Origin of the sequence: Kitasatospora purpeofusca, from assembly GCF_000718025.1 — a bacterium.
GTDB lineage: Bacteria > Actinomycetota > Actinomycetes > Streptomycetales > Streptomycetaceae > Kitasatospora > Kitasatospora purpeofusca.
Genome location: NZ_JODS01000003.1, coordinates 21,079 through 47,499 on the forward strand (window position 1 = coordinate 21,079; position 26,421 = coordinate 47,499).

The 26,421-nt window shown below is 73.3% G+C and carries 19 protein-coding genes and 1 tRNA gene; 10 read left to right on the forward strand and 10 right to left on the reverse strand.

Going from position 1 to position 26,421, the window contains the following annotated elements; translation table 11 throughout:
• Positions 1-10 precede the first annotated feature (10 nt).
• A complete protein-coding gene (locus IF01_RS0106130; RefSeq protein ID WP_030392248.1) occupies positions 11-1,186 on the reverse strand; it encodes a 3-deoxy-7-phosphoheptulonate synthase in 1,176 nt (391 codons plus the stop codon).
• A 30-nt stretch (positions 1,187-1,216) separates the two neighbouring features.
• Positions 1,217-1,834 (reverse strand): flavodoxin family protein, encoded by a 618-nt coding sequence (locus tag IF01_RS0106135; RefSeq protein ID WP_030392249.1) that lies wholly within the window; start codon positions 1,832-1,834, stop codon positions 1,217-1,219.
• 304 nt (positions 1,835-2,138) lie between these two features.
• On the opposite strand from IF01_RS0106135, the gene IF01_RS0106140 reads away from it, so the two are divergent.
• Positions 2,139-3,302, forward strand: a complete 1,164-nt coding sequence (locus IF01_RS0106140) for a transaldolase family protein (protein WP_051754974.1) — start codon at positions 2,139-2,141, stop codon at positions 3,300-3,302.
• 394 nt (positions 3,303-3,696) lie between these two features.
• Positions 3,697-5,799: a helix-turn-helix domain-containing protein gene (locus IF01_RS0106145; protein ID WP_063764152.1), complete on the forward strand. Its 2,103-nt coding sequence runs from the start codon at positions 3,697-3,699 to the stop codon at positions 5,797-5,799.
• 73 nt (positions 5,800-5,872) lie between these two features.
• On the opposite strand, the gene IF01_RS0106150 is transcribed toward IF01_RS0106145, so the two are convergent.
• From IF01_RS0106150 to IF01_RS0106160, 3 genes are all read right to left on the reverse strand, one after another.
• Positions 5,873-7,075 (reverse strand): IS701 family transposase, encoded by a 1,203-nt coding sequence (locus IF01_RS0106150; RefSeq protein WP_244215449.1) that lies wholly within the window; start codon positions 7,073-7,075, stop codon positions 5,873-5,875.
• A gap of 186 nt (positions 7,076-7,261) precedes the next feature.
• Positions 7,262-8,110: an NAD(P)H-binding protein gene (locus IF01_RS0106155; protein ID WP_030392253.1), complete on the reverse strand. Its 849-nt coding sequence runs from the start codon at positions 8,108-8,110 to the stop codon at positions 7,262-7,264.
• A 56-nt stretch (positions 8,111-8,166) separates the two neighbouring features.
• Positions 8,167-9,357 (reverse strand): acyltransferase family protein, encoded by a 1,191-nt coding sequence (locus tag IF01_RS0106160; RefSeq protein ID WP_030392254.1) that lies wholly within the window; start codon positions 9,355-9,357, stop codon positions 8,167-8,169.
• A 232-nt stretch (positions 9,358-9,589) separates the two neighbouring features.
• On the opposite strand from IF01_RS0106160, the gene IF01_RS0106165 reads away from it, so the two are divergent.
• The 6 genes from IF01_RS0106165 (at position 9,590) to IF01_RS0106190 (ending at position 18,093) form a co-directional block, all read left to right on the forward strand.
• Positions 9,590-10,573, forward strand: a complete 984-nt coding sequence (locus IF01_RS0106165) for an NADPH:quinone reductase (RefSeq protein WP_030392255.1) — start codon at positions 9,590-9,592, stop codon at positions 10,571-10,573.
• A gap of 67 nt (positions 10,574-10,640) precedes the next feature.
• Positions 10,641-12,101 carry an MFS transporter gene (locus IF01_RS0106170; RefSeq protein ID WP_051754975.1) on the forward strand — a complete coding sequence of 487 codons (1,461 nt, stop codon included), beginning with the start codon at positions 10,641-10,643 and terminating at the stop codon, positions 12,099-12,101.
• A 59-nt stretch (positions 12,102-12,160) separates the two neighbouring features.
• Positions 12,161-12,946, forward strand: a complete 786-nt coding sequence (locus IF01_RS0106175) for an alpha/beta fold hydrolase (protein ID WP_030392257.1) — start codon at positions 12,161-12,163, stop codon at positions 12,944-12,946.
• Between the two features lie 201 nt (positions 12,947-13,147).
• Entirely contained in the window at positions 13,148-13,714 is a 567-nt protein-coding gene (locus tag IF01_RS0106180; protein ID WP_030392258.1) for a hypothetical protein, read from the forward strand.
• A 169-nt stretch (positions 13,715-13,883) separates the two neighbouring features.
• A complete protein-coding gene (hrpA, locus tag IF01_RS0106185; RefSeq protein ID WP_375340971.1) occupies positions 13,884-17,873 on the forward strand; it encodes an ATP-dependent RNA helicase HrpA in 3,990 nt (1,329 codons plus the stop codon).
• 146 nt (positions 17,874-18,019) lie between these two features.
• A tRNA-Asp gene (locus IF01_RS0106190) sits at positions 18,020-18,093 on the forward strand.
• Positions 18,094-18,501: 408 nt separating this feature from the next.
• Here the strand turns inward: IF01_RS0106190 and bldC are convergent.
• Entirely contained in the window at positions 18,502-18,708 is a 207-nt protein-coding gene (gene bldC, locus IF01_RS0106195; protein ID WP_014137253.1) for a developmental transcriptional regulator BldC, read from the reverse strand.
• Between the two features lie 542 nt (positions 18,709-19,250).
• The gene (locus tag IF01_RS0106200; protein ID WP_244215450.1) at positions 19,251-20,153 is read right to left on the reverse strand and encodes a DUF8083 family protein; all 903 of its coding nucleotides are present in this window, start codon (positions 20,151-20,153) and stop codon (positions 19,251-19,253) included.
• A 287-nt stretch (positions 20,154-20,440) separates the two neighbouring features.
• Here IF01_RS0106200 and IF01_RS0106205 point away from each other — a divergent pair, with 287 nt between their 5' ends.
• Together IF01_RS0106205 and IF01_RS0106210 are read left to right on the forward strand one after the other, a co-directional pair.
• Positions 20,441-21,556 carry a Glu/Leu/Phe/Val dehydrogenase dimerization domain-containing protein gene (locus IF01_RS0106205; protein ID WP_233290105.1) on the forward strand — a complete coding sequence of 372 codons (1,116 nt, stop codon included), beginning with the start codon at positions 20,441-20,443 and terminating at the stop codon, positions 21,554-21,556.
• A 373-nt stretch (positions 21,557-21,929) separates the two neighbouring features.
• Entirely contained in the window at positions 21,930-22,190 is a 261-nt protein-coding gene (locus tag IF01_RS0106210; protein ID WP_030392262.1) for a DUF3073 domain-containing protein, read from the forward strand.
• Between the two features lie 246 nt (positions 22,191-22,436).
• On the opposite strand, the gene purM is transcribed toward IF01_RS0106210, so the two are convergent.
• The 3 genes from purM to IF01_RS0106225 form a co-directional block, all read right to left on the reverse strand.
• Positions 22,437-23,522: a phosphoribosylformylglycinamidine cyclo-ligase gene (purM, locus tag IF01_RS0106215; protein WP_030392263.1), complete on the reverse strand. Its 1,086-nt coding sequence runs from the start codon at positions 23,520-23,522 to the stop codon at positions 22,437-22,439.
• An 80-nt stretch (positions 23,523-23,602) separates the two neighbouring features.
• A complete protein-coding gene (purF, locus tag IF01_RS0106220) occupies positions 23,603-25,186 on the reverse strand; it encodes an amidophosphoribosyltransferase (protein WP_030306023.1) in 1,584 nt (527 codons plus the stop codon).
• 293 nt (positions 25,187-25,479) lie between these two features.
• Positions 25,480-26,241 carry a diacylglycerol kinase gene (locus tag IF01_RS0106225; RefSeq protein WP_244215451.1) on the reverse strand — a complete coding sequence of 254 codons (762 nt, stop codon included), beginning with the start codon at positions 26,239-26,241 and terminating at the stop codon, positions 25,480-25,482.
• Positions 26,242-26,421: the final 180 nt, after the last annotated feature.

Sequence of the window (26,421 nt, forward strand, 5' to 3'; positions counted from 1 at the left end):
CGCCCGGCGCTCAGGCGCGCCAGGCGGACACCACCGCGAGCGCCTGGCCCGGGTTGAGCCGCGGGTCGCACAGGCTCGTGTACTTGTCGCCGACCCGGGCCAGCCCGGCCGCGTCGTCGGCGCACTCGGTCACGTCGTCGGGGGTGGTCTCCAGGTGCAGGCCCCCGGCGGCGGCACCCTCCGCCCGGACCGCCCGCTGGAACGCCTCGACCTCCCGGACCAGGTCCGGCACCAGCCGGGTCTTGAGCCCGTCCGGCCCGGCGACGGTGTTGCCGTGCATCGGGTCGCACAGCCAGACCACCGGGTGGCCGGCCGCGTGCACCACCCTGACCAGGCCCGGGAGGACCTCGGCGACGCGGTCGGCGCCGAGCCGGGCGATCAGGGTGAGCCGGCCGGGTTCCCGGCCGGGGTCGAGCAGGGCGCACAGCCGCAGCAGCTCCGCCGGGGTGGTGGTCGGACCGACCTTGCAGCCGACCGGGTTGACCACCGAGGCCAGCAGGGCGACGTGCGCGCCGTCCGGGTCCCGGGTCCGCTCGCCGATCCACGGGAAGTGCGTGGAGGCCAGCAGCGGGCGGCCCCGCGCGTCCCGGCGCAGCAGCGGCAGCTCGTAGTCCAGCAGCAGTGCCTCGTGGCTGGCCCACACCGGCGGACAGGCGACGGACGGGTCGCCCGGGGCGAGCCGGGACAGGTGGTCCAGCACCCGGCGGGACGCCTCGTAGCCCACCGCCAGCCGGCGCGGATCGGGGGTGCGGCGGACCGGGTCGGGTTCCGGGCCGTTGACCAGGTGCCCCCGGTAGACCGGGAGTTCGACGCCGTCGCAGAGCTCGGTGGGGCTGGAGCGGGGCTTGGCGAACTGGCCCGCGATCCGGCCGATCCGGAGCACCGGGCGGTGGGTGGTGAGCTTCAGCCGCCCGGCCAGCAGGTCCAGCAGCGCGGCCTTGCGGGCGGTGTCGCCGGCGGTGCACTCCTGCGGGTCCTCGGCGCAGTCGCCGGCCTGGAGGACATGCGCCTCCCCCCGCGCGACCCGGCCGAGCAGGGCCCGCAGCCGGTGCACGTCGGCGGCCGCGACCAGCGCCGGACGGTCGGCCAACTCCTTCTTCGCGGCGGCGAGTTCGTACGGATCGGGCCAGTCCGGCTGCTGCCCGGCGGGGCGGTCGGCGAGCTGTCCCAGGAGCAGGTGGTCCACTGACGTCTCCCTCCCGGACCGGCGGGGCCCCTACTGGTCGGCGAGGCCGCCGAGCAGTCCGGCCACCCGGACCACCCGGCGGGCCTGGAACTCCACGGCGGCGATGTTCTCCTCGTGCACCTGGCCCGGCACGTTCCGGGACACCGCGCTGGCCCCGTACGGATTGCCGTTCTGCGGGCGGAACAGCACCGGGTCGGTGGAGCCGGTGGCCAGGATCAGCGAACCCCAGTGGCAGAAGGCGTTGTGCAGCGCGAGGATCGCCGTCTCGTGGCCGCCGTGCGGCGCGGAACCCGAGGTGAACGCGGACACCGCCTTGTCTGCCAGCCCGCCCGGGATCGACAGCGGCGCCGTCGCGTCGACGAACCGCAGCACCGGCGCGGCCGGCAGGCCGAACCGCACCGGGGTGCCGATCAGGATGCCGTCCGCCCAGGCCAGGTCGTCGATCGTGGCCACCGGGACGTCCGCGGTGCGGTCCCGCAGCTCCCGCGCGGCCTCCTCGGTGCCCGGTACATAGGTGTCGTCCGGCAGGTCGGCGATCCGGCGCAGCCGCACCTCGGCGCCCGCCTTCCCGGCGGCGTCGGCCGCCGCCCCGGCCAGCCTGGCGACATTTCCGGTGGAGGACCAATAGATGACGGCAATGGTGGTCACAGCGGTGAACTCCTCGGTGACGTGGGCGCGTTCCACTGATCGTTGACCGTGGACGGCCGACCGGCCAACGGAGTTCCCGGCACTACGTCAGGTGGGGCCGCACTCCATCAAATACTCGGCGGCCAGTTCTCCGGGCACCCCGCAATGACCATGCCCGGCATTGACCCCCGCCCGGCCGGGCATTGACCCGGAGCCGACCTGACATTGACCGGGGCACTCACTTTTCCGGGCACGAATTGCTGCCTATCCTCGGCCACGGCACCGTTTTCGGTCCGTCACAGAGCCGAGGAGCAGTGATCCCGCAGTGAAGAAACCGCCGGCCGCCGACCCCAGAACCGGAGACCTGCGGCCGCTGATCGCCGAGGGTGTCTCGCCCTGGCTGGACGGGATCAACCGCGGCCTGGTCACCTCGGGCCTGCTCGGCCGGCTGATCGACCGCACCGGTCTGCGCGGCGCCACCACCAATCCCGCCCTGCTGACCGGACCGATGCGCCACGACCCCGTCTACGCCGAGCAGTTGGCCCGGCTGGCGGAGCACCACGTCTCCCCGGAGGGCTCGGTCTGGGCCGCCACCGTGCACGACCTGCGGCTGGTCTGCGAGGAGTTCCTCGGCGTGCACCGCGCCACCCACGGCCACGACGGCCTGGTCTCGGCCGACCTGGACCCCCGGCTGGCGCACGACGCCGCCGCGACCGTCGCCGAGGCCGTCGAACTGGCCCGCGCGGTGGACCGGCCCAACCTGCTGGTCAAGATCCCGGCCACCGCCGCCGGCCTCACCGCGATCCGCGACTGCGTCGGCCGCGGACTCGGCGTGCACGCCACCGGGCTGTACTCGGTACGGCGCTACGGGCAGGTGGTGGACGCCTACTTCGACGGCCTGGAGCAGGCGCTCGCGGCCGGCCTCCCACTGGCCGCGATCGCCTCGGTGGCCTCGCTCCCGGTCGGCCGGGTGGACCGGGAGATCGACCGGCGGCTCGCCGCGACCGCCGGCCCGGACGCCGCCGCGCTGCGCGGCCTCACCGCCCAGGCGGCGGCCCGGCTGATGTACCGGGCCTACGAGGAGCGGCTCGGCGACGGCCGCTGGCGCACCCTGCGCGCCTCCGGGGCCCGCCCGCAGCGGCTGCTGTGGACCGACTCGGCGCTGGGCGGGGCCGCCGCCCAGGCCCGGTACGTGGCCGGGCTGGTCTCCTGGGGCACCGCGCACGCGATGACCAGGCCGGTACTGGACGAGGCGGTCCGCAAGCTCCGGCTGGAGGGCGACACCCTGCTCGGCCAGTACGAGGCGGCCCGGGCGGTGCTGGACCGGTTGGGCCGGCTCGGCATCGACTACGGCGCGGTCGCCCGGCGGCTGGAGGAGCAGAGCGTCCCGCTGCTGGTCGACCACTGGCTGCGCCTGCACGCCGCCGTCGAGGGGCGCCCGGCCGCCCGGCCCGGCGATCAGGAACCGGCCCGACTCCCCCTCCGCTGAACCCGACTTCCGTTCTGTCGAATCATCCTGATGATCCGTCACTGGCGCACCAAGGGCCCCGCCCGGACGGCCCGGACCTGTTCTTGACGGGAACAACCGCCCCCGCATACCTTCCGGATTGCAGGCCGTCACGCACTCCTTCCGTTCACGGGGTCCGGGCGCGTCTCGTGGATCCAGCCCGGACGAGGCCGCGGCGTCGGGGTGCGTGCACCGCAAGGCGGAGGTAGCGGCACCTCCCGGCCACCGGGCTGGGGGCGGAGCCGCTGCGATGGGGGCACCTCCCGGCCGCAGGGCCGGGGCGCGCGTGCCCTGGGGGTACCTCCCGGCCGACGGCCGGGGGAGCGTCGCGGACCAGGGCCGATCCACACGACACGCCCCAGGGGGAGGGAAGGTCATGACGCGACGGTCCGCCGACTCAATCGCGTTCAACGTCCTGGAACTGCTGGCCAGCGAGGCTCCGGCCGCCCAACTGGCGGAGCTGGTCGAGCAGGCCCGGCGGAGCTGCGAGTCCGCCCCGGAGCGGGAGGCGATCTGCCGGATCGAGCAGCTCGGCCTGTCCATCCGCTCCCGGTCCCAGCAGCGGCGCCGCCGCGAGGCCGGGCTGGCCGCGCTCGCCGACACCGCCCGCGACCTGGCCCTGCCCTACGAACTCGACAGCCTGCTGCGGGTGATCACCCGCCGGGCCCGGCTGCTGCTGGGCGCCGACCTCTCCTGCCTCACCACCGCCGAACCGGCCGGCGGCGACAGCGCCCCCGGACCGGTCCGGATCCGCACCACCGACGGCCCGAGCGCCTCGCTGCGGGTCGGCCTGGCCGTCCCCGACGGCTTCGGCCTGGGCGGCGGCGTACCGGCCGACCCGGGACCGTTCTGGACCCCGGACTTCCTCGTGGACGAGCGGATCCGGCGCAGCCCGGTGGTCGACGGGGCGATCCGCGCCGAGGGGCTGCGCGCCGTGATGGCCGTCCCGCTCGGCCACCGCGCCCGCCCGTTCGGCACCCTGTACGTCGCCGAACGCGCGGTGCGCTACTTCACCACCGACGAGATCTCGCTGATGGCCGCGCTCGGCGACCTCGCCGGGGTGGCGATCGAGAAGGCCCGGCTGCTGGAGCGCGCCGCCCGGACCGCCCCCGCCGCGGCGACCCCGGCCCGCAACGACGACCCGGCCGCCCCGGCCGGCGCCGCCGACCCGGCCGCCGAACTCGCCGAGGCCCACCGCGCCCTGGTCGACCTGGCGCTCTCCGGCCGCGACCCGCACGCCCTGGTCCGCGACGCCGGCCGCCGGCTCGACCTCGGCCTGCGGGTGTACGCGAGCGACGGCACCGTGCTGGCCTCGACCGGCGAACTGCCCGAACTCGACGGGCCGACCGTGGTCGCCACCGCCGTCGACACCCATGCGGCCGGCCGGCCGGTCCGGCTGGCCGGGCCGCTGTGGGCGGCCCCGGTCCGGGCCGGCTCCACCGATCTGGGCACCCTGCTCGCCCGGCCGACCGGCCGGCGGGCGGACCTGGCCGCGGAGTTCTGCCAGAGCATCGCCCAGGCGGTGGCGGTCGCCCTGCTGCTGGAGGGCCAGCGCTCGGCCGCCCCGGTCCGCCTGGTGGGCGACGAACTGCTCGACGAACTGCTGAGCAGTCCGCAGCGCCCGCCCCGCCAGCTCGACGTCCGGGCCCGCCGGCTCGGCATCGACCTGTCCGCGGCGCACGTCCTGGTGGTCGCCCGGCCCGAGGGCGAGGCCCAGGGCAGGACCGCGACCTGGGCCGGGCTGTACGCCCACCGGATGAGCGGCCTCAAACGCGTCCACAACGGCCGGGCGGTGCTGCTGCTGCCCGGCAGCGACCCGGGCCGGGCCGCCCGCGCGGTCGCCGAGGAGCTCACCCCGCTGCTCGGCCTGCCGGTGACGGTCGGCGCGGCCGGGCCGGTCAGCGATCCGACGTCGGTCTTCCACGGCTACCAGGAGGCGCTGCGCTGCCTGGACGCGATGACCTCGCTGGGCGCGGTCGGCCGTGCCGCCTCGGCCCGCGAACTCGGCTTCGTGGGCGTCCTGCTGGCCGACAACCACGATGTCGAGGGGTTCATCGAGTCGGCGGTCGGCCCGGTGCTCGACTACGACCGGCAGCGGCTGACCGAGCTGACCCGCACCCTCCAGGCCTGGTTCGACACCGGCAACAGCCCGACCCACGCCGCCCAGCGGCTGCACGTCCACCCCAACACGGTGGCCCGCCGGCTGGAGCGGATCGGCGAACTGCTCGGCCCGGACTGGCTGAAGCCCGAGCGGTCCTTCGAGATCCAGCTCGCGCTCCGGCTCAGCCGGGTGCGCCGCACCCTGCTCGACCGGGTCGCCCGCGCCGACCCCGGCCGTCCCGGGGACGCGGCGGGCGACCCGACCGGCGATCCGACGCGCGACCCGACGCGCGACCCGACGCGCGACCGGTGGGGCGGTCCGACCGGCAGCCCGACCGACCGCCCGGACCGGACCGACCGGACCGGCCCCGCCGGCTGACCCCGCCGCGCCGCTACAACCGGACAGCACCCCGGTACAGCCGGTCGGCATCCCGGTACAGCCGCTCGCCACCTCAGTACAGCCGGTCGTCGCCGCGGGCCAGCACCGCGACCGCGTGCGCCGCCGAGGCCAGGGTGATGTGCCGGTGCCAGCCGCCGAACGAGCGGCCCGCGAAGTCCCGCACCCCGACCCGGTCGGCGGTCCTGGTGAAGTCCAGGTCCACCCGGTCGGACAGCCGGGCCAGCCGCACCAGCGCCGCCACCGGCAGGTCCACCAGGTCGGTGAGCCACAGCTCGGCCGGCCAGCGCCCGCCGGCCGAGCCCATCCCGAGCAGCAGCAGCTCCCCGCCGCCGCGCCGGCCCCGGCCCTGGCGGGCGGCCCCGGGCCCGGCCGGACGCACCCGGACGGCGGCGACCAGTCCGCCGCGCAGCTCGCCGGACGGGTCGGACCAGACCACCGGCCGGCGCAGTTCCCGGGCCGCGGTGAGCAGTTGGCAGGCGGGCCCCGGTCCGGCCGGGTGGCCGGGCAGCGGCGCGACCGGCCGCAGCGGGAACGAGCCGGAGATCCGGGCCAGCATCGGCAGCCGCTCGCCCCGCATCCGGCGCACCAGCCGCAGCCCGTCGGCGTCCCTGGCGTCCGCGACCACCGGGCGCACCGGCAGCCCCCAGCGGGCCGGCAGGCCGAGCACCGCCTCCAGGGCGCAGTCGCCGAGGCTCTCCGCGTCGACCTCGTCGGGTATCAGCGCCTGGCTGCGCCTCGGCGCGTCCTCCAGCCAGGTCCGCGGCAGGTGCAGCCGCCAGTTGACCGGGCCGCTGAAGCTCTCCGACGCGGCCCAGACGCCCACCGCCTGCTGGGCGTTGAGCACCTGGCCGAGGGCCGGGATGAAGCGGCGGTCCACCCCCACCGAGTGGTCGCCGGCCTTGGGGACGACCATCGGCCGCAGCACGTAGGCCTGCGGCGGGGCGATCCGGGCGAGGTGCTGGGCCAGTGCCTGGCGGACCGGGCCCCAGTCCCAGGTGGAGCTGGTGATGAAGTGGTGCAGGCTCTGCTCGGCGGCCGGGCCGCCGACCACCGTGGCGATGTTGCGGATCGACTTGCGTCCGCGTGCGCCCAGCAGCCCGCGCAGGTACTGGGCGCCCTTGCGCCGCTGGTCGCTGCGCGGCAGCGAGGCGAACAGCACGCCGCACAGCTCCTTGAGCAGCACCTCGTGCGAGGCGTCGAGCAACTGCGCGTCCTCCGGCGGAGCCTGGGGGTCCGTCGGCAGGGTTCGGGTCATGGCCGGGCCGCTCATCGGTCCCCCTCGAATGGCGGATGACTGCGCCGTGCTCACGCTAGGGCGCGCGCGCCGCTCCGCTAAGGTGCGCGGCCCACCCGTCCGGCGCGGACGGTGGTGGCCCGGCCACCGGGGTCCCGACCGCCGGTGCGGCGGGTCCGGATTCCGGTGTGCCGGGCCGGTGCCCGGTCAGGCGGTGAAGTCGGCCACGTGGTCGCGGGCCCACTCGGCGAAGGTCCGGGCGGGGCGGCCGGTGAGCTGCTCCACCGTGTCGGACACCTCGGTCGGGACGCCGTCGGAGTTGGCCCAGTAGCCGACCACCGCGTCCATCACCCAGATCGGGACGATCGGGGCGAGGGCCTCGCGCGCCTCGGCGTCGGTCAGCTCCTCGAACTCCAGCGGTCGCCCGAGCGCCTCGGCCAGGTCGGCGAGCTGCTCGCGCTGGGTGATCGACCGGGGGCCGCTGATGAAGTACGCCCGGTTCTCGTGACCCTCGCCGGTGAGCGCCGCCACCGCGACCGCGGCGATGTCCTTCTCGTGGATCGCGTCGCTGTGCGACTCGGGGTACGGGAAGCGGATCCGCCCCTCGGCCCGGATCGACTCCGGCCAGCCCCACATCAGGATGTTGGTGGCGAAGTTGTGCGGCCGCAGGAAGGTGTACGCGATCCCGGAGGCGAGGACGGCGTCCTCGACCGCGCGGTGCATCTCCACGATCGGCTTCTGCACCGGGAAGGCGTCCACCACGGTCTGCGAGGAGAGCACCACGACGTGCCGCACGCCGGCCTCCCGCGCCGCGGCGAGGAAGCCCGCCGTGCCCTGCGGCACCGCGTAGAGGAACACCTTGTCGACGCCGGCCAGCGCCGGGCCGTAGGTGTCCGGGTCGGTGAGGTCGAGCGCCGCGGCGTCGACCGGGGCGGGCGGTGCCAGCTTCTCCGGGGTCCGGGCTCCGGCCCGGACGTCGGCGCCGGCCGCCAGCAGCTGCGCCAGCACCTCGGCGCCGACCTGGCCGGTCGCCCCGGTGACGAGGATCTTGCCCATGGGTACGGCTCGCTTTCGAAGGTGGGAGGTGGGAGGTGGGAGTCAGGAGGTGGGACTCAGGAGGTGGGAGCGGGGCCGGCCGGCTTGCGGCGCGGTGAGGAGAACCGCTTGGTGATCGGTGCCTCGACCAGCCGGTAGAGGATCCAGGAGAGCAGCACGGTGACGCCGATCGCGAGCAGCAGCAGGCCGATGCCCTCGGGCGTCGAGTACAGCTTGGTGCCGAGCAGGTCGCGCATCTCGGTCAGCACGATGAAGTGCAGCAGGTAGAAGGCGAAGGAGATCTCCCCGAGCCAGGTCATCGCCCGGTTGCGGAAGGGCGTGAACCGGCCGTCCCGGTCGGCGATCGCGGCGGAGGCGACCAGCAGCGCGATCGGCACCACGGTGGTGACCCGCTGCGCGTACAGGTAGGGCACCCAGCGGGTGGCGACGTAGCCGGCCACCAGGAGCAGGCCCGACCACACCATGCCGATGTCGCGCCAGCGGCCGGAGCGCACCGCGAGGGCGACCAGGATGCCGAGCGCGAAGTCCAGCAGCCGCACCGGCGGGAGCACGTAGGAGAACCAGTACTGCACCACCGAGGAGTCGTAGCCGCCGGGGACGCCCGGGGTGTCGGGCAGCACCAGGTAGGCCAGCGCCGGGGTGGCGACGATGGCGGCGACGGTGCCGCCGATCCAGAGGAACAGCCGCTCCGGCCGGATCCGCCGCAGCGCCCGGTGCAGCAGCGGGAAGGAGAGGTAGAAGACCAGCTCGGCGCCGAGCGACCAGCTCGGCGGGTCGACGCTGAAGTAGGTGTTGAAGTCGGGTATCCAGACCTGCAGCATCAGCAGGTTCAGGACGGCCGTGCGGACCGGGGTGTAGGAGCCCGCGAAGAAGATCATGGCCAGCGCCCAGGCGACCACGTAGTTCGGGACGATCTTGACCATCCGGCGCCGCCAGAAGCCGGTGGCGGTGTCGCCCGGGCGGGCCGACCAGGTGAGCACGAAGCCGCTGAGCACGAAGAAGAACGCCACCCCGAGGCCGCCGGCCTGGTCGGCGAGGTCGACGAAGCGGAACTCGGTGCTGTCGTCGGCGAAGAACCGCAGGGTCGGGATCGGCAGGGCGGCGTGGTACGCGAAGACCGCAAGGGCGGCGGGGAAGCGCAGGCCGGTCAGGGACGGCAGACGACTGGCGGAGGGCTGCGTCGTCCGCGCTCCGCTCCCGCCGGCGGGTCTCGGTCCCGGCTGGGCGAGGAGTCGGTCGGTGGCCATGTGGTTCCGTCCTTGGGTGTCGAGCGGTGGGTCGGACCAGTAGCAGGCCGTCCCGACCCGGAGGCCAAGTAAACTACTCCGTGCAGATGAGAGATTGCACCGATCGGTGTAGCATCTATGTCAGGTCGGGGGACACCCCGTCCCCGTCCGGCTTTCCGCCCGAGACCAGGGAGTTGACGAACGATGCCGCGATCCGCCGCCGCCCGTCCGCGCCTCCCGCAGGATCGGCCCCATGCGTGCAGCGTTCATCCCGAGGCTCGGACCGGCGTCGGACATCCGCTACGGCGAGGTGCCCGAGCCGGTCCCCGGGCCCACCGATGTCCTGGTCGACGTGGCCGCCGTCTCGGTCAACCCGGTCGACACCTTCGTCCGCTCGGGGCTCTTCCGGACCCCCCTGCCCTTCCCGTTCGTGATCGGCCGGGACCTCGTGGGCACCGTGGCCCGGGCCGGCCCCGGCGCCCCCCGCTTCGCCCCCGGTGACCGCGTCTGGACCAACAGCCTCGGCCACGACGGCCGGCAGGGCGCGGCAGCCGAACGGGCCGCCGTCCCCGCCGACCGGCTCTACCACCTGCCCCCCGGCGTGGACCCGACGACGGCCGTCGCCGTGGTCCACCCCGCCGCCACCGCCCACCTCGCCCTGTTCACCCACGGCGGGCTGCGCACCGGCGAGACCGTGCTGGTCGGGGGCGGCGGCGGCAACGTCGGCGGCGCCCTGATCGTGCTCGCCGCCGAGGCCGGCGCCCGGGTGGTCACCACCGCGCGGCCCGCCGACGCGGAGCACTGCCGGGCCCTCGGCGCCACCGAGGTCCTCGACTACCGCGCCCCCGACCTGCCCGACCTGGTCCGCGCCGCCTGCCCCGGCGGCATCGACCTCCACCTCGACACCTCCGGCACCAACGACCTCACCACCGCCGTCGACCTGCTCGCCCCGCGCGGCCGGATCGTGCTGCTCGCCGGCGCCCGCTCCCGCCCCGAACTGCCCGCCGGACAGCTCTACATGAAGGACGGCTCGATCCGCGGGTTCGTCATCTCGCACGCCTCCGGCGCCGAACTCGCGGACGCGGCGGTCACCGTCAACCGGCTGCTCGCGGCCGGCCGGCTGCGGCCCCGGGCCCTGGAGGTCCGGCCGCTGAGCGCCGCCGCCGAGACCCACCAGCGGCTGGAGAAGGGCGAGTTGAACGGCCGCCGGGTGGTCCTGACGACGCCCGGCCGGTAGCCGCCGAACGCCACAGCTACGCCGCCCCGTCCCCCGTCCGCTCCCCGACGCCCCCGAAAGGCTCCCCATGTCCCCGTCCGCCGACGCCGAGCAGACCGCCGGGCCACGCCGTTCGGGCCTCCTGCTGGCCCTGCTGGCGTTCGCCCAGTTGATCGTCTCGATCGACTACAACATCGTCTACGTGGCGCTCCCGGAGATCGGCAGCGGCCTCGACTTCTCCGCCCAGAACCTGCAGTGGGTGGTCAGCGCCTACGCCGTCGCCTTCGGCGGCTTCCTGCTCTTCGGCGGCCGCGCCTCCGACCTGTTCGGCCGCCGCCGGATGTTCGTGCTCGGCCTGCTGCTCTACGCCGGCTCCTCGCTGCTCGGCGGCCTCGCCAACACGCCCGGCCTGCTGATCGCGGCCCGCGCCCTCCAGGGCCTCGGCGGCGCCTTCCTGTTCCCCGCCACCCTCGCCCTGGTGGTGCTCAGCTTCACCGAGGGCCGCGAACGCAACCGGGCGCTCTCGGTCTGGGCCGCCGCCGGCGCCAGCGGCATGATCATCGGCTCGCTGGCCGGCGGGGTGCTCACCCAGGCCTTCGGCTGGGAGGCGGTGTTCTACGTCAACGTGCCGCTGGCCGGCGGCGCCGCGCTGCTCGCCCCCCGGCTGATCGGAGCCGACGGACCGCGCGACGGATCCCGCTCGTTCGACCTGCCCGGCGCGCTGACCGCCACCGCCGGGGCCACCCTGGTGGTCTTCACCCTGGTCCAGGGCCCCGCCTCCGGCTGGACCTCGCCGACCGTGCTCACCACCGCCGTGCTCGGCCTCGGACTGCTCGCCGCCTTCGTCGCGATCGAGTCCCGGACCGCCGACCCGCTGATGCCGCTGCGGCTGTTCCGCAACCGCAACCTGTCCACCGGCGTGCTGACCACCTTCCTGTTCATGGCCAGCTTCGGCACCCTGCTGTACTTCCTGACCGTCTACTTCCAGACCGTGCACGAGTACAGCGCGCTGCGCACCGGCGTCGCCTTCCTGATCCCGATGGTCTGCGGCTTCGTCGGCTCCATGCTGGGCGGCCGGCTCGCCACCCGGTTCGGCGCCCGCAACACCCTGATCGCCTCCTACCTGCTCGGCGCGATCGGCACCGCCGCGACCGCGCTGACCATGGCGCCGGACGGCAGCTACGTCGCGCTGCTGCCCGGCCTGGTCGTCCTGAGCCTGTGCCAGGGCGTCATCTTCACCACGATGTTCTCCGCCTCCGCCACCGGCGTGCACCCCTACGAGCAGGGCATCGCCTCCGGCATCGTCTCCACCGGCCAGCAGGTCGGCAGCGCGGTGGGCCTCGGCATCCTGGTGGCGATCGCCAACGCCGGCACCGACGGCCTCACCGGCGAGGCCCTCCGCTCCGCCACCACCGACGGCCTGCGCACCGCCGTCCTGGTCGCCACCGGTGGCATCGTCGCACTCGTCCTGGTCGCGCTCGGCTTCGAGCGCGCCCCCCACCGGGCCGCGGCCGCCGCCGAGAACGCCTCCGCCAAGAGCCTCGCCTGACCCCGACGCTCCCCCGCACCTCCCCCCGCCCCTTCCCCACTCCCGAGGAGAACCACGTCATGCCCTTCGTCGCCAGCCCCAGCGCCCGCGTCTCCTACACCGTGGAGGGCTCCGGCCACCCGCCGCTGGTCTTCGTGCACGGCACCGGCTTCGGCGCCGGGGGCACCTTCGGCCACCTCACCGGCGACTTCACCGACAGCCGCACCGTCCTGCTGCCGGACTTCGCCGGCTGCGGGGACACCGAGGACGACGGCCGCGAGCTGACCCCCGAGCTGCTGGCCGAGCAGATCGCCGCCGTGATCGAGGCGGCCGGCGACGGCCCGGCCGACGTGGTCGGCTTCTCGCTCGGCTCGGTGGTCGCCGCGACCCTCGCCGCGCTCCGCCCGGAGCTGGTGCGCAGCCTGGTCCTCACCGCCGGCTGGAGCCGCCCGGACGACGCCTACCTGCGCAACCACATGACCACCTGGCGGGCCATCAGCGGCGACGCCGAGGCCTTCGGCCGGTTCGGCACCCTGACCGCGTTCAGCCGCGACCACCTGAACTCGCTGGAGCCCGACGCGCTCGAGGGCATCATCAAGGGCAACGAGCCCACCGAGGGCGCGCTGCGCCACATCGACCTCAACCTGAGCGCCGACATCCGCCCGCTGCTGCCCCGGATCACCGCCCGCACCCTGGTGATCGGCTGCACCCAGGACGCCACCGTCCCGGTCGGGCTCTCCCGCGAGCTGGCCGACGCCATCGCCGGCAGCACCTACGCGGAGATCGACAGCGGCCACGTGGTCGTCTACGAGCAGGGCGCCGAGTGGTCCCGGCTGGTCCGCGAGTTCGTCCTCCAGGAGGGCTAGAGCTTTGCCGAGGCGACTTTGCAAAGAGTGACTTTGCAAAGTCCTGGCGCACTTTGCAAAGTCACCTCGGGGCTTTGCAAAGTGCGCGCGGGCACCTCCCCGGTCCCGCCGCGGCACCGCCCCGGCACCGCCCGGTCCCGCCCCCGGTCCCGCCCGCCCCGGGTGCCGACGCCTCGTCACCCGGGTCGTAGGGTGCCCGCCGTGGACGAACTGATATTCCGGGGGCGGGACCGCTACCGCCCGTCCTGGTCGCAGCTGGCGATCGTGCTCGTACTGCTGGTCGCCCAGGGGTTCGCGGCCCTGCACGGGCTCGGCACGGTGGGCTTCCTCTGGCTCGCCGGCTGCACGCTGGCGCTCTCCGCCCTGGGCCTGTGGGTCACGGTCCGCAGCTGGAGCCGGGTCGGCCCCGAGGGCATCACCATCTGCTGGGGCTTCGGGCGCGGCCGCACCTACCCCTGGGACCGGATCCGCTGGATCGACGTCCGCACGGTCGACGCCCAGGGCGGCACCACCTCCCAGGTGCGGATGTTCATCGCCAACGGGCGGCGCCGGACCCTGCCCGGGCTGCTGCACAGCGACCTGTACCCGTCCCCGGACTTCGACGAGCAGTTCCACCGGGTCCGCAACTGGTGGGAGCTGAACACCGAGGCCTCGGCCCGGGTCGAGCCCGGGCGGCGGTTCCGGGACCGGATCACCGTGACCGTGGCCGCCGTCCTCGCCACCCTGGTCATCGCCGCCGTCGGCGCCGCCGTGATCTTCCTCCGGTAGCCGCGCCGACCGGGCCCCTCACCCACCGCGACCGCCCCGATCCGGACGGTTCCCACGGCGTGCCGGACCGCCGTTGGCAGCGGACGGGCGTCCCCTGTGACACTGGAGGCGCTCGAAAACCGAGGTGCGCTCCGCCGCCCCTCCTTGCGAACCTAGAGGGATGCCCGCCGTGAGTTCTCCCGCAGTCCAGTCCGCCGCCGAGCCCGCCCGGAGCGAGGCGCCCGGCATCGGCGAGCTGGCCGCGCGCCTGCCCGAGCTGACCCTGCGCGACCAGGTCCGGATCGGCCGCCGACTGGACGGCGCCCGCCGGGTCCGCAAGGACGAGGCCCGCGCGCAGATCGCCGCCGAGATCGCCTCCGACATCGACAAGGCCGAGCTGCTGGTCGAGCGGCGGCGCGGCGCGGTGCCGGAGATCCGGTACCCCGCCGAGCTCCCGGTCAGCCAGAAGAAGGACGAGATCCTCGCCGCCGTCCGCGACCACCAGGTGGTGATCGTGGCCGGTGAGACCGGCTCCGGCAAGACCACCCAGATCCCCAAGATCTGTCTGGAGCTGGGCCGCGGCGTGCGCGGTCTGATCGGCCACACCCAGCCCCGCCGGATCGCCGCCCGCACGGTGGCCGAGCGGGTCGCCGAGGAGCTGGACAGCCCGCTCGGCGAGGCGGTCGGCTGGAAGGTCAGGTTCACCGACCAGGTCGGCCCGGACACCCTGGTCAAGCTGATGACCGACGGCATCCTGCTCGCCGAGGTCCAGACCGACCGCGAGCTGCGCCAGTACGACACCCTGATCATCGACGAGGCGCACGAGCGCAGCCTCAACATCGACTTCCTGCTCGGCTACCTCAAGCAGCTGCTGCCCCGCCGTCCCGACCTCAAGGTGATCATCACCTCGGCGACCATCGACCCCGAGCGGTTCGCCCGGCACTTCGGGGACGCCCCGATCGTCGAGGTCTCCGGCCGCACCTATCCGGTCGAGGTCCGCTACCGCCCGATCGTGGACGAGGACGAGGACGGCGACACCGACGAGGTCGACCGCGACCGCGACCAGATCCAGGCGATCTGCGACGCCGCCGTGGAGCTCCAGGCCGAGGGGCCGGGCGACATCCTGGTCTTCCTCTCCGGCGAGCGCGAGATCCGGGACACCGCGGACGCCCTCGACAAGCTCAGGCTGAAGCACACCGAGGTCCTGCCGCTCTACGCCCGGCTGAGCTCGGCCGAGCAGCACAAGGTGTTCCAGCGCTCCTCCTCCCGCCGGATCGTGCTGGCCACCAACGTCGCCGAGACCAGCCTCACCGTCCCCGGCATCAAGTACGTGATCGACCCGGGCAGCGCCCGGATCTCCCGGTACAGCCACCGCACCAAGGTCCAGCGGCTGCCGATCGAGGCGATCAGCCAGGCCAGCGCCAACCAGCGCAAGGGCCGCTGCGGCCGCACCTCGGACGGCATCTGCATCCGGCTCTACTCGGAGGAGGACTTCCTCTCCCGCCCGGAGTTCACGGACGCCGAGATCCTGCGCACCAACCTGGCCTCGGTCATCCTCCAGATGACCGCCGCCGGCCTCGGCGACATCGCCGCCTTCCCGTTCCTGGACCCGCCGGACTCGCGCAACATCAAGGACGGCATCAGCCTGCTGCACGAGCTGGGCGCGCTCGACCCGGCCGAGAAGGACCTCCGCAAGCGGCTCACCCCGCTCGGCCGCAAACTGGCCCAGCTCCCGGTGGACCCGCGGATGGCCCGGATGGTGCTGGAGGCGGACCGCAACGGCTGTGTCCGGGACGTCATGGTGATCGCCGCCGCGCTCTCCATCCAGGACCCGCGCGAGCGCCCCGCCGAGAAGCGCCAGGCCGCCGACGAGCGGCACCGCCGGTTCAGCTCCGAGAGCTCCGACTTCCTCGCCTTCCTCGCCATGTGGCGCTACGTGCGCGAGCAGCAGCGCGAGCTCTCCTCCTCCGCGTTCCGCCGGATGTGCAAGGCCGAGTTCCTCAACTACCTGCGGATACGGGAGTGGCAGGACATCTACTCCCAGCTGCGCACGGTCGCCAAGCAGCTCGGCGTCACCATCGAGGAGGCCCACGAGGACGCCGAGCCGGACGCGGACCGGATCCACCAGTCCCTGCTGGCCGGCCTGCTCTCGCACATCGGCCTGTTCGACGTGGAGAAGCGGGAGTACGGCGGCGCCCGGGGCGCCCGGTTCGCGGTGTTCCCCGGCTCCGGCCTGTTCAAGAAGCCGCCGCGCTGGGTGATGTCGGCCGAGCTGGTGGAGACCTCCCGGCTCTGGGCCCGGATCAACGCGAAGATCGAACCCGAGTGGGTCGAGCCGCTGGCCGCGCACCTGGTGAAGCGCAGCTACAGCGAGCCGCACTGGGAGAAGAAGTCCGGGGCCGTCCTGGCGTTCGAGAAGGTCACCCTCTACGGGGTGCCGGTGGTCGCCGCGCGGAAGGTCAACTACGGCCGGATCGACCCGGAGCTCTGCCGCGAGCTGTTCATCCGCAACGCCCTGGTCGAGGGCGACTGGGAGACCCACCACCGCTTCTTCGCGGAGAACCGCAAGCTGCTCGGCGAGGTCGAGGAGCTGGAGAACCGGGCCCGCCGCCGCGACATCATGGTCGACGACCAGACCCTGTTCGAGTTCTACGACGGCCGGCTGCCCGAGGACATCGTCTCCACCCGGCACTTCGACGCCTGGTGGAAGAAGACCCGGCACGAGCAGCCCGACCTGCTCAACTTCGAGAAGTCGATGCTGATCAACGACGCCGCGGGCGGCGTCACCGAGGCCGACTACCCGGACCACTGGGTGCAGGGCAAGCTGCGGTTCGTCCTGACCTACCAGTTCGAGCCGGGCAGCGACGCGGACGGCGTGACCGTCCACATCCCGCTGCCGGTGCTCAACCAGGTCACCGCGGAGGGCTTCGACTGGCAGATCCCGGGCCTGCGCGAGGAGCTGGTGACGGCCTGGATCAAGTCGCTGCCGAAGGCGGTGCGGCGCAACTTCGTCCCCGCCCCGGACTTCGCCCGCGCGGCGCTGCGCGAGCTGAGGAACCACCAGGAGCGCCAGGAGCCGCTGCTGCCGGCCCTGGAGCACATCCTGAAGCGCCTGACGGCGGTCACCGTGCCTCCGGAGGCCTGGGACGAGGAGCGGGTCCCGGAGCACCTCAAGGTGACCTTCCGGGTGGTGGACGGGCGCAAGAAGCTCGCCGAGTCCAAGGACCTGGAGGAGCTGCGGCTGCGGATGAAGCCCAAGCTGAAGGAGACGCTCTCCTCGGCGGCCTCCGGCCGGGGCATCGAGCAGTCCGGGCTGACCGCCTGGCCGGCCGGGCTGCCGGTGCTCCAGCGGACCTTCGAGCAGCGTTCCCGGGGCCATTCGCTGCGCGCCTACCCGGCGCTGGTGGACGAGGGCGAGTCGGTGGGCGTGAGGCTGTTCGACACCCCGGAGGCGCAGCAGCGGGCGATGTGGGACGGCACCCGGCGGCTGCTGATGCTGTCGACGACCTCGCCCGCGAAGTCGATCCAGGGCCGGCTGGGCAACCAGGCCAAGCTGGCGCTGTCGTACAACCCGCACGGCTCGGTCCCGGCGCTGTTCGAGGACGTGGTGGCCTGTGCGGCGGACCGGCTGATGGCCCGGGCGGGCGGGCCGGCCTGGGACGAGGCGGCGTTCGCGGCGCTGCGGGACAAGGTGCGGGCGGACCTGTACGACCTCTCGGCGGACACCACGCTGAAGACGGCGACGGCGCTGATCGCCTTCCACAAGGCGACGACCCGGCTGAAGTCGGTGAGCAGCCCGGTGCTGCTGAACGCGGTGAACGACATCCGGCTGCACCTGGCCTCGCTGGTGCACCCGGGCTTCGTGACGGCGACCGGCTGGCAGCGGCTGCCGGACCTCAAGCGCTATCTGCTGGCGGTGGACCGCCGGCTGGAGGCGCTGCCCAACCATCCGCAGCGGGACGCCCAGCAGCTGCTGAAGGTGCAGCAGGTCCAGCAGGCCTACGGGGAGCTGCTGGCGGCGGTGCCGGCCGGGCAGCAGCCCTCGGCGGAGGTGCTGGCGATCCGCTGGATGATCGAGGAGCTGCGGGTCAGCTTCTTCGCCCAGTCGCTGGGCACCCCGTCGCCGGTGTCCGAGAAGCGGATCCTGAAGGCCATGGAGGCGGCCAGGGCCGCGCTCTGACCCCTCGGCCTCCCTCCGGCCCGCCTGAGCTGCGGACGGGCCGGAGGGGGCGCCCGGGAGCCGGTTCGACCTGGGGGCCCCGCATGGGCTACAGTCTGTCTTGTTCGCAGCGCGGCAAGCGAAGCGGACAGATCAGGAAACACTCTGGTCCTGTGGAGCAGTTGGTTAGCTCGCCACCCTGTCAAGGTGGAGGTCGCGGGTTCAAGTCCCGTCAGGATCGCCGTAGCCGAGAGGCCCGGAACCGTTTGGTTCCGGGCCTCTCGCGTTTCACCGGCCCCTCCTCTATCCCGGAGTGGGCCCGGATCACAAGTGAACGCCCGCGTGACGGTCGTCACGTACCCCTTTCGGGAACCGACCGTTCGGGCACCCTTCCCCCAGCCCGCTAATTTAATATGTAAAATTGTACTGTTATTCACAGTAAATCCCCCCCACCTCCCCACCATCGAATCGTTATCCGGAGTTCAACATTCCGGTGGATCGCGCGAGTACGACAGTCGATCCGACGACCGGTGCGGCCGGTTCGACAGAGCTGTAGAAGAAGTGCGCGGGCACAGAAAAAGGGGCTGCTTACCGGACCCGGCGGAGTCCGGTAAGCAGCCCCTTTCGAAGAGCCTTGAGCGAGGCTCTGTCAGGCCTCGGTTCGCTGGGCCGGAATACCGGCCAGCAGGGCGCGCACCTCCGCCTCACGGTATCGGCGGTGCCCGCCCAGCGTGCGGATGGACGTGAGCTTGCCGGCCTTGGCCCAGCGCGTCACGGTCTTGGGATCCACACGGAACATGGTGGCGACCTCTGCCGGCGTCAGCAGAGGTTCGGCATCGGGGGTACGAGCGGTCATGAGCGGCCTCCTCGGGAGAACCGAACCAGGGCGGTTCTATCCTTCAAATTCTGCACCTTGGCCCGCGATGCCCGAAATGGCATAGACGGGCCGAGTCGGTTATAGGACGAACGGCTTGTCCTGGTGTCTACAACTACACCATCCGTCCAGCCCTATCGACCAAACCGCCAAAATTGACCCCTCACGGGTTCAAGGCCGACGGATGGCGATGGACCACCCCATAACGGGCAGTCACCTTATAGTGACATTCGGTTACGAGAGGACCAGACCCGCCGTTTTCCCGCAAAGCGCACATCGACTCCAGAACCACCCAAAAGTGGGCACGCTCGCGTGAAGTTGGGCTGGTTGTCCCATTTTTGCACATAGGGGTAAGTTCGCGTCAACGGTGAGTAGTGTCACGTTCGGTAGGTATTGACCCGAACCAGGACCTTGGTCATGCGGCTCGGGCCGTAGGACTCTTACAGTCTTACAAGTACCACCGACACCCCCACCGGCCAGCGATGACGCCGCCTCGGCCCGGCCCTCCCACCGGCCCCGGCCGCTCAGTTGGCGTGGCGCAGCGCCAGCACCCGCCGCCAGCGCACGGTCAGCGCCTCGTACGCGCGCAGCGCCTCCGCCGTGTCACCCGCCCGCAGCGCCCGCAGCCCGTCCTCGAGCTCCCCCGCCGAACGGTCGGCCAACAGCCGCTCCGGCCCCAGCAGATGCACCAGCCCCCCGTAGTCCAGTTCCACCAGCGACCGCGGATGGAACTCCTCCAGCCATCGCCCGACCTGCTCCGCCCCCCGCACCAGCTCCCCTTCCGGCACCGCCTCGCGCAGCGCCCGGTACGCCCGGGCCACTCGGCGGCGCGCCTGCGCCATGGGCGTCAGATAGAACAGTGACGCCCCGTCCCCCCGTTCCCCTTCCTCACCCTTCTCCCCCCTCTCTGCGGGAACGAAGCATCGATCCTCGTCCCCGAACGGGAGGAACCAGCGCACCGGCACCTCCCAGCGGTTGGTGAGGATCCACGGCCGGGCGTCCGGGTGCTCGGCCCGCCAGCGCTCCCGGTCCGCCTCCGCCACCTCCCGAGTGGCCGGCGGCAGCGCGGTGTCCAGCAGCGCCACCGGCGCCGCCGCCCGCAGCTCCTCCAGCGCCTGCCAGGTGCGCAGCCTGGTCGCCCAGGGGCAGACGTACAGCACCCCGTCCACCAGCCGGACGAAGGCCCGCTCGGCCTCCCGGTCCGGCAGCGCCCGCGGGGTCCGGCCGATCAGCTCGGCCAGCGCCGAGCGCTGCTCCGCGAGGGCCGCCGCGGCCACCGAGCGGCCCGCCTCGGGCGCGTCGGGACCGTGCTCCGCCGCGTAGGCCTGCCAACGCGCCCGCTCGGGCTCCGGGTAGGCGGCCAGCGGCTCGTAGACCCGCAGGTGCGCGGCGTAGGGCGGCAGCACGGAGGTACGGACGACGGTCACGTCCTGCATCGTCCCACGCACCCCCCGCCGCCCGGGAGCAGTCGGTCGGACCGGTCCGGTGACGGCCCGTTCGCGGACGCACCCGAAGTGCGCGAACGGGCTGATGGCGGCCCTGCCGTCCCAGCATCCGGACAGTGGTACCGAGCTTCGCCAAGGGGGCGGACCGGCGGGGCCCGCGCGACTACGCTTCGCCTTAGGCGCCCGCACCACCGCAGCGGGCCTCGAATACTGGAGTCACCACAGTGACCGACGTACAGACCGCCGCCACCACGCACTCCGCACCCGGCGTGCTCGGCAGGATCTTCGGCAACTCCCAGGACGGCGCCACCGGCGACGGCCACGAGCAGGTCGTGCTCTGCCACGACCGCTCCTCCGGACTGAAGGCGATCATCGCCATCCACTCCACCGCCCTCGGCCCGGCCCTCGGCGGGACCCGGTTCTTCCCGTACGCCTCCGAGGAGGCGGCGCTGGAGGACGCGCTCAACCTGTCCCGCGGCATGTCCTACAAGAACGCGCTCGCCGGCCTCGACCTCGGCGGCGGCAAGGCCGTCATCATCGGCGACCCGAACAAGGTCAAGAACGAGGCGATGCTCCGCGCCTACGGCCGCTTCGTCGAGTCGCTGCGCGGCCGCTACATCACCGCCTGCGACGTGGGCACCTACGTCCAGGACATGGACGTCGTGGCGCGCGAGACCGAGTTCGTGACCGGCCGCTCGCCCGAGAACGGCGGCGCCGGGGACTCCTCCATCCTCACCGCCTTCGGCGTCTTCCAGGGCATGCGCGCCTCCGCCCAGGCCCGCTGGGGCCAGCCGACCCTGCGCGGCAAGCGCGTGGGCGTCGCCGGCGTCGGCAAGGTCGGCCACTACCTCGTCGGCCACCTGGTCGCGGACGGCGCCGTCGTGGTCGTCACCGACCCCTTCGAGGCCGCCGTCAACCGCGTGCGGGCGGCCCACCCGGAGGTGGAGGTCGTCGCCGACACCGCCGCGCTGCTCCAGGCCAAGCTGGACGTCTACGCCCCCTGTGCGCTCGGTGGCGCCCTGACCGACGACACCGTGGCCGCGCTGGGCGAGTTCGGCACCTCGGTCGTCTGCGGCGCCGCGAACAACCAGCTGGCCCACCCGGGCGTCGAGAAGGACCTCGCCGACCGCGGCCTGCTCTACGCCCCGGACTACCTGGTGAACTCCGGCGGTGTCATCCAGGTCGCCGACGAGATCGACGGCTTCAACTTCGAGCGCGCCAAGAACAAGGCGACGAAGATCTTCGACACCACCCTGGAGATCTTCACCCGGGCCGCCGCCGACGGCGTGCCGCCGGCCGTCGCGGCCGACCGTCTCGCGGAGAAGCGGATGCGCGAGATCAGCGCGCTGCGCTCGGTGCTGCTGCCGGCCGCCCGCCGGGGCTGATCCGGATCGGTGTGCGCGGGGGACGGCCGGGTGCCGTCCCCCGCGCATCACAATGTGGAACCGGATTCTCGATTCTGCCTCCGATCGGGTGATCCGAAGCCCCCCTAGGGGGGATAATCGATCCGGGAACAACGGACCCGAGACACCTCCGGACAGCGTGCAGAAAGCCGCAAAACCTCCCCTGACCTGGGACGACCTGGTCGCGGGTGCGGCCGGTGCGCGCCACGTCACACTGACGACGTACCGTCCAGCGGCAGAAACAGGTACCGTTAATGCTCCAAGGGACGGTCCTCCCCATTCGGGCAGGCCGCTCTTGATCATGAACACGTGTCAGACTCGGGGCCGTGAGCCCCATCGTTGAGGGGGTCGACCCATGGGGCGCGGCCGGGCCAAGGCCAAGCAGACGAAGGTCGCCCGCGAGCTGAAGTACAACAGCGGCGGGTTCGACGCCAATCGTCTCTCCAGCGAGCTGGGCGTATCGCCCTCCACCTCCCCGATCGAGCCGGAGCCGATCGAGGAGGACGAGGAGGACGACGATCCCTACGCGGAGTACGCGGCTCGTTACGCCGATGACGACGAGGACGACGACGCCGAGTCGGGTACCGGGCCCTCCCAGGCCCGCCGTCGCGCGTAGTCTCCCAGTCTGACCGGACCGGCCAGGTGCCCAGTGCGCCAGGCCGGTCTTTCGGCGTTCCCGCACCCTCCCGGGCGGCCCCGCGGCCGCCTTCGGGGCGACCTGCCCGGAGCCGGTGGTCCGGCCCGGCAGCCCGCGCGGAGGCCCCTCCCGAGGACACTGCCCCAAGCCCCGCCCGAGGACCCTGTGCGAAGGCCCCGCCGGCCGACTGCCGACGGGGCCTCCCCGCGTTCACGTGCGCCGTGCTCAGCCGGCCACGAAGCCCTCGTAGGCGTTGTAGAGGGCCGCGCCGTCCGTGTGCTCGGCGGTGCGGTCGACGATGTCGCCCAGCACCCAGGACTCCACGCCGCGGTCCTCCAGGACCGACAGCACGGTGTCCACCGAGTGCGCCGGGACGACCGCGACCATGCCGACGCCCATGTTGAGCGTCTTCTCGATCTCCAGGGTGGCCACCTTGCCGACCTCGGCGACGGTCCGGAAGACCGGCAGCGGGGTCCAGGTGCCGCGGTCCAGGCGGGCGTGCAGCCCGGCCGGGATCACCCGGGCCAGGTTGGCCGCCAGGCCGCCACCGGTGACGTGCGAGAAGGCGTGCACCTCGGCGGCCCGGATCAGCGCCAGGCAGTCCAGCGAGTAGATCCGGGTCGGCTCCAGCAGCTCCTCGCCGAGGGTGCGGCCGAACTCCTCGACCTTGCGGTCGAGCTTCCAGCCGGCCTGGTTCAGCAGCACGTGGCGGACCAGCGAGTAGCCGTTGGAGTGCAGGCCGGAGGCGGCCATCGCGATGACCACGTCACCGGCCCGGACGCGCTCGGCGCCCAGCAGCGCGTCCGCCTCGACCACACCGGTGCCGGCGCCCGCGACGTCGTACTCGTCCGGCCCGAGCAGGCCCGGGTGCTCGGCGGTCTCGCCGCCGACCAGGGCGCAGCCGGCCAGGGCGCAGCCCTCGGCGATGCCCTTGACGATCGCGGCGACCCGCTCCGGGACGACCTTGCCGACGCAGATGTAGTCGGTCATGAACAGCGGCTCGGCGCCGCAGACCACGATGTCGTCGACGACCATGCCGACCAGGTCGTGGCCGATCGTGTCGTGCTTGTCCATGGCGGCCGCGATGGCCACCTTGGTCCCCACCCCGTCGGTCGCCGAGGCCAGCAGCGGCCGCTCGTAGTTCTTGAAGGCGGAGACGTCGAAGAGGCCGGCGAAGCCGCCGAGACCGCCGACGACCTCGGGGCGGTTGGCCTTCTTCACCCACTGCTTCATGAGCTCGACGGCGCGGTCGCCCGCCTCGATGTCGACGCCGGCGGCGGCGTAGGTGGCACCGTTCTGGTCGGTAGTCACTGCTGTGCGGCCCTTTCGGGTCTGTGGTGGGGGACGGAACAGCGGTGGGGTCCCGGATCGCGGGACCCCACCGAGGGTTCTTACGGGCGGCGCAGCGCGTCGGCCGCGCCCGCCCCGCCGAGCAGCGACTGGACGCCGTCCAGGTCGCTGCCGCTGGTCGGCTTGCCGCGGACCGCGGGGGCCTGCTGGCCGCCCTTGATCTCGGCCTCCAGCAGGAGCTTGCCGAGCAGCGCCGGGTCGGGCAGCTCCATCGGGTACTCGCCGTCGAAGCAGGCCCGGCAGAGCCGGTCCTTCGGCTGCTTGGTGGCCTCGATCATGCCGTCGATCGAGATGTACGAGAGCGAGTCCGCGCCGAGGGTGCGGCCGATCTCCTCGATGGTCATGCCGTTGGCGATCAGCTCCGCGCGGGTCGCGAAGTCGATGCCGAAGAAGCACGGCCACTTGACCGGCGGGGAGGAGATCCGGATGTGGACCTCGGCCGCGCCCGCCTCGCGAAGCATCTTCACCAGCGCGCGCTGGGTGTTGCCGCGGACGATCGAGTCGTCCACGACGACCAGCCGCTTGCCCTGGATGACCTCGCGCAGCGGGTTCAGCTTCAGCCGGATGCCGAGCTGGCGGATGGTCTGGCTGGGCTGGATGAAGGTGCGGCCCACGTAGGCGTTCTTCACCAGGCCGGAGCCGTAGGGAATCCCGCTGGCCTCGGCGTAGCCGATCGCGGCCGGGGTGCCGGACTCGGGCGTCGCTATCACCAGGTCGGCCTCGACCGGGGCCTCCTTGGCCAGGCGACGGCCCATCTCCACGCGGGAGAGGTGCACGTTGCGGCCGGCGATGGAGGTGTCGGGGCGGGCGAGGTAGACGTACTCGAAGACGCAGCCCTTGGGCTTGGCCTCGGCGAACCGGGAGGTCCGCATGCCGTTCTCGTCGATGGCGATGAGCTCGCCGGGCTCGACCTCGCGGATGAAGGATGCGCCGCAGATGTCCAGCGCCGCCGTCTCGGAGGCGACGACCCAGCCGCGCTCCAGCCGGCCCAGGACCAGCGGGCGGATGCCCTGCGGGTCGCGGGCGGCGTAGAGCGTGTTCTCGTCCATGAAGACGAGCGAGAACGCGCCCTTGACCTTGGGCAGGACGACCTTGGCCGTCTCCTCGATGGAGAGGTCCGGGTGGCCGGCGAGCAGCGCGGTCACCAGGTCGGTGTCGTTGGTCGCGGCCGAGCGCCCGGAGCGGGAGACGTGCTCCTCGCCGGGGAGTTCGGCGACCATGGCCGCCAGTTCGGCGGTGTTCACCAGGTTTCCGTTGTGCCCGAGGGCCAGCGAACCGTGGACGGTCGCCCGGAAGGTCGGCTGGGCGTTCTCCCAGACCGAGGAACCGGTGGTCGAGTAGCGGGCGTGTCCGACGGCGATATGCCCGTGCAAGGACCCCAGGGAGGCCTCGTCGAAGACCTGGGAGACGAGTCCCATGTCCTTGAAGACGAGAATCTGGGAGCCATTGCTCACTGCGATGCCCGCGGATTCCTGACCGCGGTGCTGCAGGGCGTAAAGGCCGAAGAACGTGAGCTTGGCGACCTCCTCGCCGGGAGCCCAGACACCGAAGACGCCGCAAGCGTCCTGGGGGCCTTTCTCACCGGGAAGAAGATCGTGGTTGAGTCTTCCGTCACCACGTGGCACGCCTTCGAGTCTAGGACAGTCGGCCCGGCCTTCCGGACCCCGGGCGGCCGCTGTCGCGCGGGCCGCTCCGGGTAACGCGCGTAGACAAAACCCCTTACCGGGCCCGGATTTCGGCGCACCCGAATTCGGCGGCGTCGCGCTTGCCCTTGTGGTTCGCGCCCGTTGGCGTGTTCCGCGGGCGGCGGGCGCTTCGCCCGGCGTTGGTCCGCCGTTCGCCCAACGTGAGCCTGCTCACCCGGCGCCGCGCGCCGCACGGACGGCCCAGGGGCGGGGCGGGGGTGACTCAGGGCCAGCTACGGGGTGTCCTGGGTGACGGGCAGCAGCAGGCCCCAGCACCCGGCGTGGACCGTCCAGGTGCGGGCCCGCACCGGGCCGACCGCGCGGCCGTCCGCCTCGTAGCCGAAGCCCCGGCCCGCCACCGAGATGCTGGCCGCCCGGGCGCGCAGCAGGGCGCCCGGCGCGCGGACCACGATCTCCATCACGCCCTCGCCCGCGGCCGCGCCGGAGGGCAGGGTCACCTGGACCACCCGGACCGGCCGGTGGACGTCGGCGAGCAGCCGGCCGTCGGCCTCGACCCGCAGCCGGGCGCTGTGCTCGCCGCGGGCCGGCTCGATCCGCTCCGCCCGGCCGGAGGGCCCGCCCCGGCCCGTCCGGGTGCTCCCGCCGGCCCCACCCGCGTCCTCCGGCCCCGTGCGCACCCCGGTCGGCTCCGGGGTGAGTGCGGTCGCCTGCTCGGCCGCAGCCAGTTTCGCCCATAGCGAACGCCACCCGCCCGGACGGCCCACCGCACGCCGCGTCCCGCCGCCCGAGATCCGCACCCCGCCGAGCGCCACCCCGCCGCCGTCGTCGACCAGCAGGTCCAGCTTCCGGGCCGTCCCGGTCAGCACCGCGCGCGCCGCCGCGACCGGCGCGACCGGCACCCCGAGCGCCCGGGCCGCCGCCAGCTCCTCCGGCCGGCCGACCGGGACCAGGCCCACCGGGTCGGCGCCCAGCTCGCGTTGGCGGTACAGCGCCTGGAGCACCCGCTGCAGCGCGAGGTCGGAACCGATCACCACCGGTCGCCTCCGACCCCGGTGCGAAAGCACCCGATCGAGCTCGGAAGGCGTCTCCGGACAGGCCACCTTGACGTCCGTCCCACCGGAGAGAACGTCCTTCGCGATCCGCACCGACTCCCCGTCGGACTGCCGGGCCGCCGGGTCGAGGAGCAGGAGAAGCGGCTCCGGGCCGCCGGTTGC

Bases quoted from the DNA above. Each gene is read 5' to 3' on its own strand.
- IF01_RS0106150 (WP_244215449.1), bottom strand. From the start codon at position 7,075: ATGACCCGAACCCTGCCGACGGACCCCCAGGCTCCGCCGGAGGACGCG.
- IF01_RS0106160 (WP_030392254.1), bottom strand. From the start codon at position 9,357: ATGGCCACCGACCGACTCCTCGCCCAGCCGGGACCGAGACCCGCCGGC.
- IF01_RS0106170 (WP_051754975.1), top strand. From the start codon at position 10,641: ATGTCCCCGTCCGCCGACGCCGAGCAGACCGCCGGGCCACGCCGTTCG.
- IF01_RS0106145 (WP_063764152.1), top strand. From the start codon at position 3,697: ATGACGCGACGGTCCGCCGACTCAATCGCGTTCAACGTCCTGGAACTG.
- IF01_RS0106175 (WP_030392257.1), top strand. From the start codon at position 12,161: ATGCCCTTCGTCGCCAGCCCCAGCGCCCGCGTCTCCTACACCGTGGAG.
- IF01_RS0106210 (WP_030392262.1), top strand. From the start codon at position 21,930: ATGGGGCGCGGCCGGGCCAAGGCCAAGCAGACGAAGGTCGCCCGCGAG.
- IF01_RS0106165 (WP_030392255.1), top strand. From the start codon at position 9,590: ATGCGTGCAGCGTTCATCCCGAGGCTCGGACCGGCGTCGGACATCCGC.
- bldC (WP_014137253.1), bottom strand. From the start codon at position 18,708: ATGACCGCTCGTACCCCCGATGCCGAACCTCTGCTGACGCCGGCAGAG.
- IF01_RS0106155 (WP_030392253.1), bottom strand. From the start codon at position 8,110: ATGGGCAAGATCCTCGTCACCGGGGCGACCGGCCAGGTCGGCGCCGAG.